The sequence below is a fragment of the Streptomyces sp. NPDC005805 genome (assembly GCF_040630445.1).
Taxonomy (GTDB): domain Bacteria; phylum Actinomycetota; class Actinomycetes; order Streptomycetales; family Streptomycetaceae; genus Streptomyces.
Window position 1 is genome coordinate 1 of the sequence record NZ_JBEXXN010000101.1, and the last position, 6,658, is coordinate 6,658.

A 6,658-nucleotide genomic window follows, 5' to 3' on the forward strand; every position below is an offset into this window, starting at 1 on the left:
TCTTGCGTTTCCGACTCTATCAGACTCTTTCGTGTCCGATTCCCGGTCGGCGGGAATGCTTCAAAGGACTCGCTTTCGCGTTTTCCCTTTCGGCGGCTCCGACTTTATCAGAGATTCTGAGTCGGAATTCCCGCCCCCTCCGGGCACAGCCTGCTGCACACATGAGTGAGCGGCTTCCCGTTGAGGCGGAGACGCCAACGTACTGGAGCGGAGCGCCCCGACGCAAATCCGGGGTGCTCCGCTCCTCAGTACGTGCTATCGGGCGGGCGCGCGCCGCCCTCGGGCGGTCAGACCTCGACCACCACGGGCAGGATCATCGGGCGCCGGCGGTAGGTGTCGGACACCCACTTGCCCAGCGAGCGGCGCACCAGCTGCTGGAGCTGGTGCGGCTCGGCGACCCCGTCGGCGGCCGACTTGGCGATCGCCTCCTCGATCTTGGGCATCACCGCGGTGAAGGCCGCGTCGTCGATGCCGGATCCCCGGGCGTGGATGTTCGGTCCGCCCACCACCTTGCCGGTGGTGCTGTCCACGACGACGAAGACGGAGATGATGCCCTCCTCGCCGAGGATGCGGCGGTCCTTGAGCGCGGGCTCCGTGACGTCGCCGACCGAGAGGCCGTCGACGTACACGTATCCGGCCTGGACCTTGCCGACGATGCGGGCGCGGCCGTCGACGAGGTCGACGACGACGCCGTCCTCGGCGATGACGATGTGGTCCTTGGGGACGCCGGTGAGCGCGCCGAGTTCGGCGTTCGCGCGCAGGTGGCGCCATTCGCCGTGGACCGGCATCAGGTTCTTCGGGCGGCAGATGTTGTAGAAGTACAGCAGCTCGCCGGCCGAGGCGTGGCCCGAGACGTGCACCTTGGCGTTGCCCTTGTGGACGACGTTGGCGCCCCAGCGGGTCAGGCCGTTGATGACCCGGTAGACCGCGTTCTCGTTCCCCGGGATCAGGGACGAGGCCAGGATGACGGTGTCGCCCGGGACGATGCGGATCTGGTGGTCCCGGTTGGCCATACGGGAGAGGGCCGCCATCGGCTCGCCCTGGGAGCCCGTGCAGACGAGCACGACCTCGTCGTCCGGCAGGTCGTCCAGCGTCTTGACGTCCACCACGAGGCCCGCGGGCACCCGCAGGTAGCCGAGGTCCCTGGCGATGCCCATGTTGCGGACCATCGAGCGGCCGACGAAGGCGACCCGGCGTCCGTACTCGTGGGCCGCGTCCAGGATCTGCTGGATGCGGTGCACATGGCTGGCGAAGCTGGCCACGATGATGCGCTTCTGCGCGTTGGCGAAGACCTGGCGCAGGACGTTGGAGATGTCCCGCTCCGGCGGGACGAAGCCCGGCACCTCGGCGTTGGTCGAGTCGGACAGCAGGAGGTCGATGCCCTCCTCGCTGAGGCGCGCGAAGGCGTGCAGGTCGGTGAGCCGGCGGTCCAGCGGGAGCTGGTCCATCTTGAAGTCGCCGGTGTGCACGACCAGGCCCGCGGGGGTGCGGATGGCGACGGCCAGCGCGTCCGGGATGGAGTGGTTGACCGCGATGAACTCGCAGTCGAAGGGCCCGATGCGCTCGCGGTGGCCTTCGGCGACCTCCAGCGTGTACGGGCGGATCCGGTGCTCCTGGAGCTTGGCCTCGATCAGGGCCAGGGTCAGCTTGGAGCCGATCAGCGGGATGTCGGGCTTCAGGCGGAGCAGGAAGGGCACCCCGCCGATGTGGTCCTCGTGACCGTGTGTGAGGACGATGCCCTCGATGTCGTCGAGGCGGTCCCGGAGGGTGGTGAAGTCCGGGAGGATCAGGTCGATGCCGGGCTGCTCCTCCTCGGGGAACAGCACGCCGCAGTCGACGATGAGCAGGCGGCCGTCGTACTCGAAGACCGTCATGTTGCGGCCGATCTCGCCGAGGCCGCCGAGCGGTGTGACGCGCAGGCCGCCCTTGGGCAGCTTCGGGGGCGCGCCGAGTTCAGGATGCGGATGACTCAAAAGACTCTCCTCACCACGCACGCCACGCGCTGTCGGCTACGTGGCGTACATGACATTCGTGCATGTGCTGTCTGTCGTATGGCTCCGGCCGGGTCCGGGGGCAGGCTGCGCGCCTGGTCGGTCTCGTCGGCCGGGGTTCTGCTATTCAGTTGTGAAGTCGTATGTCAGAGCTGTACCCCGCCGGCGGCCAGGTCGAGCTCAAGCTGGCGGGTCTCTTCGGGGGAAAGCTCGACGAGCGGCAGCCGCAGGGGGCCGGCGGGCAGGCCCTGGAGGGCCAGTGCCGCCTTGGTGGTGATCACGCCCTGGGTGCGGAACATACCCGTGAAGACGGGCAGCAGCTTCTGGTGGATCTCGGTGGCCTTCTGCACGTCGCCGCCCCGGTGCGCGTCGATCAGGGCGCGCAGCTCCGGTGTGACGACGTGGCCGGCGACGGAGACGAAGCCGACCGCGCCCACGGAGAGGAGCGGCAGGTTGAGCATGTCGTCGCCGGAGTACCAGGCGAGGCCGCTGCGGGCGATGGCCCAGCTGGCGCGGCCGAGGTCGCCCTTGGCGTCCTTGTTGGCGACGATCCGCGGGTGGCTCGCGAGGCGGACGATCGTCTCGGTGTCGATGGGGACGCCGCTGCGGCCGGGGATGTCGTAGAGCATCACGGGCAGGCCGGTGGCGTCCGCGATCGCCGTGAAGTGGCGGAGCAGGCCCTCCTGCGGGGGCTTGTTGTAGTACGGGGTGACGGCCAGCAGGCCGTGGGCCCCGGCGCGCTCCGCGGCGCGGGCGAGTTCGATGCTGTGGCGGGTGTCGTTGGTGCCGATGCCGGCGACGACATGGGCACGGTCTCCGACCGCTTCCAGTACGGCCCGTACGAGCTGGTCTTTCTCCGCGTCGCTGGTGGTGGGCGACTCGCCGGTGGTCCCGTTGATGATCAGACCGTCGTTGCCGGCGTCCACGAGGTGGGCGGCGAGGCGCTGGGCGCCCGCGATGTCGAGTGCGCCGTCCGCCGTGAAGGGCGTGACCATGGCGGTGAGGACCCGCCCGAAGGGGATCTGCGGAGTGGAGATCGGAGCCATGGGTAACACGCTACTCGCTGCTCTGTGCAGGGTGTCCCCTCGGGGGAGGTGACGTACGACGTGGCATGCGGAACCCGGCACTGCCTGCTCGGGGGTTCAAGCAGTGCCGGGTCCGTTTGATCAGCCTAGATGAACTTCACGAAACGCCGCAATACGGACACTTCGCCAGGGGTTACGTACATCTGTGCCCCCTCCGACCGGGGGCACGCCGGCTCCGGGACTCAGGGGCGCGGGCTCAGGGCGCGACGCGGCCGTTCGCGTTGAAGGCCGCGTACGTCAGGGGCATGAGCCGGGCCCAGTGCTCCTCCATCTTCTCGCCGACCATCTCGATCTCCCGCTGCGGGAAGGACGGCACCCGGGCGTCCTCGTGCTGGGTGCGCAGACCGAGGAAGTGCATCAGCGACCGCGCGTTGCAGGTCGCGTACATCGACGAGAACAGGCCGACGGGGAGGACGGCGCGGGCCACCTCGCGGGCCACGCCGGCCGCCAGCATCTCCTGGTACGCCTCGTAGGCGTGCAGATAGGCGTCCTCCATGACGCGGCCGGTCAGCTCCTGCTGCGCCTGCGTGCCCTCGACGAAGACGTACTTGCCGGGGCGGCCCTCCTGGACGAGCTTGCGCTCGGCGTCCGGGACGTAGAAGACCGGTTCCAGCTGCCGGTAGCGGCCGGACTCCTCGTTGTACGACCAGCCCACCCGGTGCCGCATGAACTCGCGGAAGACGAAGATCGGGGCGCTGATGAAGAAGGTCATCGAGTTGTGCTCGAACGGGCTGCCGTGGCGGTCGCGCATCAGGTAGTTGATGAGCCCCTTGGAGCGCTCCGGGTCCTTGGAGAGCTCGTCGAGGGACTGCTCACCCGCGGTGGAGACGCGTGCCGCCCACAGCACGTCCGAGTCGCCGGCGGTGTGCTTCACCAGCTCGACCGTGACGTCGCTGCGGAAGCTCGGCTTGACGTCGGCGGGGGTGTCGGCCACGGAGGGGTCCTTCCAGTGAGAGCAACGGCGGCGCTCACCTTAACGAGCGCGCGGACCGGCACGTTTCCCGGGGTCGCGAGAAAAGATCCCGAATCGGGCACCAAATGCGCCCTGCGTACGTCTGTACGGATAGCAGCGGAAAGCGGCGGCCCGCAGGGGCCGGCGCCTCCGCCCCACGACCGTCCGTCACGTCCCGAAGGAGACCCGGCTATGTCCACCGTCCGCCGACCTCTCGGCGGTGCCCGCAGGCGCGAGGCCGTCCCGTTCACGTTCGTCGCCGAGGCGGACGCCTTCCGCAGCAATGTCGCGCCCCCGCCCAGACAGCGGCCGAGCGCGTCGCAGGTGCTCGGGCGCGTGATGATCGGGCTGACACTCGTCGGCGGCCTGGTGGGCTCGCTCCTCTTCGGTATACCGGCTCTGGAGTCCCCGGCGGACCCGGGCCACTCCCAGACCTCCGAGGCGTCCCAGGGGCGCTGAGGAGGGTCATTCCGGGGCGCGCGCGGCGTGCCCCGGACCCCGGGGGTGGTTCCTCCTCCCGCGTCTCGGTAGCCTCACCGGGCACAGCCCCAATTGAGCGTGCACCGCCCCCGTGAGCGTGCTGGTGAGTGAGGATCCGTCGTGCCCCTGCCCTTTCTGACGGCCGATCGTGCTTTTGACACGCAAGAGGACGACGTCGCACTGCCCTTCGACGACCACGACGCATGGCGCCGGCCGTACCGCCCGGGCCCGTGGCGGGTCGGCGCGGCGGCCGTGCTGCTGCTCCTCGCGTCGTTCGTCTTCATCGCCGCGATGATCATCGCCTTCGCGGGCGCTCTGTCCGGCGCGGCGGTGTGCATGGGGCTGGGCGGGCTCACCGTCGCCGCCGCGCTCCGGCTGCTGCGCATGGGCGCGTGGGTGAGCCGGCACGGTGTGCGGCGGGTCGGCTTCTTCCGCACCGCGACCCTCCCGTGGAACCGGACGACGGCCCTGCGGACCGTGCAGCAGCCGGTGCGCTGGCTGGGGCTGCCGCGGACAGTGCAGGGGCAGGCCCTGATGCTCGTGACGCAGGGCGGCGAGCAGATCCCGCTGCTCACCGACCACAACGCCGACTTCCTCTCCCGTCTGGAGGCGTTCGACCGCGCGGCCGACACGGTCGAGGCATGGGGCGCGGAGTACCGCGACGCATAGCGCGCCCGGCGCGCGACGCGCCACGCGTACGCCCGCTGCCCCGGACCGTGCGGTCCGGGGCAGCGGGCGTCCAAGCAGGCGGCACTGCCCGTGGGTTCAGTGCGCGACGGGCCGGCCGTCGTGCAGGGCGATCGCGCGCTGCATGGCCTTGCGGGCCCGCGGGGTGTCCCGGGCGTCGTGGTACGCGACGGCCAGCCGGAACCAGCAGCGCCAGTCGTCCGGCGTGTCCTCCGTCTCCGCGCGGCGGCGGGCGAAGACCTCGTCGGCCGAGTCGCGGTCGATGCGTCCGCCCGGGGTGCGCACCAGTTCGTCGACGGGCAGGCCGCCCTCGGCCTCCAGTTCGGCGGCGAGGCGGTTGGCCCTGGTCACGAACTGGGTGTTCTTCCAGAGGAACCAGACGCCGATCAGCGGCAGCACGAGCACCGCCACCCCGAAGGTGACCGTCAGCAGGGTGCCGTGGCGGATGAGGAGGACGCCCCGGCCGCCGACCAGGACGAAGTAGACGACCAGGACGGCCGCCGTGACGAAGTACGTGATCCGTGCGCGCATCGCGGACCCCTCTCAGCCGAGGTCGAGGAAGTGCTCCAGGCCGATGGTGAGGCCGGGGGCGGAGACGACGCGGCGCACGCCGAGGAGGATGCCCGGCATGAAGCTGCTGTGGTGCAGCGAGTCGTGCCGGATGGTCAGGGTCTCGCCCTCGCCGCCGAGGAGGACCTCTTGGTGGGCGAGGAGCCCGCGCAGCCGCACGGCGTGCACCGGGACGCCGTCCACGTCCGCGCCCCGGGCGCCGTCCAGGGCGGTCACCGTGGCGTCCGGCTGCGGGGGGCACCCGGCCTCGGCGCGCGCGGCCGCGATGAGCTGCGCGGTGCGGGTGGCGGTGCCGGAGGGGGCGTCGGCCTTGTTCGGGTGGTGCAGCTCGACGACCTCGGCGGACTCAAACCAGCGCGCCGCCTGCTGGGCGAACTTCATGGTGAGGACCGCGCCGATGGAGAAGTTCGGTGCGATGAGCACACCGGTCTCCGGGGAGGCCGCGAGCGAGGTGCCGAGCTGCGCGAGCCGCTCCTCGGTCCAGCCGGTGGTGCCGACGACGGCGTGGATGCCGTGGCGGACGCAGAAGTCGAGGTTCCCCATCACCGAGGCGGGGGTGGTGAGCTCGACGACGACCTGGGCGCCCGAGTCCACCAGGGACTCCAGCTTGTCGCCCCGGCCGAGGGCGCCGACCAGCTCCAGGTCCTCGGCCCCCTCCACGGCACGTACGGCCTCCGAGCCGATACGGCCCTTGGCTCCGAGAACGGCCACGCGCAGCTTGCTCATGGGTTGCTTCCTCACGGGTTCGGGGGGATTCGTGTGCGGGGCCCGCACGTTCGGGGGCGGCCGTGGGGTCCGGGTGCCCTCGGGCACCCAGATCGGCAGAGCGGCGTGGAGGGGAAGAGTGTCGGACAAGGAGTGGAGATATCGGGGGTCGCGGGATCATTAAAAAA

The 6,658-nt window shown here is 70.6% G+C and carries 7 protein-coding genes; 2 read left to right on the forward strand and 5 right to left on the reverse strand.

What is annotated here, in order from left to right; genetic code table 11:
- Positions 1 to 287: 287 nt before the first annotated feature.
- From ABZ457_RS30170 to thyX, 3 genes are all read right to left on the reverse strand, one after another.
- Positions 288 to 1,973, reverse strand: coding sequence for a ribonuclease J (locus ABZ457_RS30170; protein WP_359164138.1), 1,686 nt, complete (start codon positions 1,971 to 1,973; stop codon positions 288 to 290).
- A 164-nt stretch (positions 1,974 to 2,137) separates the two neighbouring features.
- Entirely contained in the window at positions 2,138 to 3,037 is a 900-nt protein-coding gene (dapA, locus tag ABZ457_RS30175) for a 4-hydroxy-tetrahydrodipicolinate synthase (RefSeq protein ID WP_359164141.1), read from the reverse strand.
- 235 nt (positions 3,038 to 3,272) lie between these two features.
- Complete coding sequence (gene thyX, locus ABZ457_RS30180; RefSeq protein WP_359164144.1) at positions 3,273 to 4,010, reverse strand: FAD-dependent thymidylate synthase; 738 nt, start codon at positions 4,008 to 4,010, stop codon at positions 3,273 to 3,275.
- 210 nt (positions 4,011 to 4,220) lie between these two features.
- On the opposite strand from thyX, the gene ABZ457_RS30185 reads away from it, so the two are divergent.
- The gene (locus ABZ457_RS30185; RefSeq protein ID WP_018849925.1) at positions 4,221 to 4,487 is read left to right on the forward strand and encodes a hypothetical protein; all 267 of its coding nucleotides are present in this window, start codon (positions 4,221 to 4,223) and stop codon (positions 4,485 to 4,487) included.
- A 141-nt stretch (positions 4,488 to 4,628) separates the two neighbouring features.
- On the forward strand, positions 4,629 to 5,177 hold the full coding sequence (locus ABZ457_RS30190; RefSeq protein ID WP_359164147.1) for a hypothetical protein: 549 nt from the start codon (positions 4,629 to 4,631) through the stop codon (positions 5,175 to 5,177).
- Positions 5,178 to 5,273: 96 nt separating this feature from the next.
- On the opposite strand, the gene ABZ457_RS30195 is transcribed toward ABZ457_RS30190, so the two are convergent.
- Together ABZ457_RS30195 and dapB are read right to left on the reverse strand one after the other, a co-directional pair.
- A complete protein-coding gene (locus ABZ457_RS30195) occupies positions 5,274 to 5,726 on the reverse strand; it encodes a tetratricopeptide repeat protein (protein WP_359164150.1) in 453 nt (150 codons plus the stop codon).
- Between the two features lie 12 nt (positions 5,727 to 5,738).
- Complete coding sequence (gene dapB / locus ABZ457_RS30200) at positions 5,739 to 6,491, reverse strand: 4-hydroxy-tetrahydrodipicolinate reductase (RefSeq protein ID WP_359164153.1); 753 nt, start codon at positions 6,489 to 6,491, stop codon at positions 5,739 to 5,741.
- Between the last annotated feature and the right edge of the window lie 167 nt (positions 6,492 to 6,658).

Bases quoted from the DNA above. Each gene is read 5' to 3' on its own strand.
- dapA (WP_359164141.1), bottom strand. From the start codon at position 3,037: ATGGCTCCGATCTCCACTCCGCAGATCCCCTTCGGGCGGGTCCTCACC.
- ABZ457_RS30195 (WP_359164150.1), bottom strand. From the start codon at position 5,726: ATGCGCGCACGGATCACGTACTTCGTCACGGCGGCCGTCCTGGTCGTC.
- ABZ457_RS30185 (WP_018849925.1), top strand. From the start codon at position 4,221: ATGTCCACCGTCCGCCGACCTCTCGGCGGTGCCCGCAGGCGCGAGGCC.
- dapB (WP_359164153.1), bottom strand. From the start codon at position 6,491: ATGAGCAAGCTGCGCGTGGCCGTTCTCGGAGCCAAGGGCCGTATCGGC.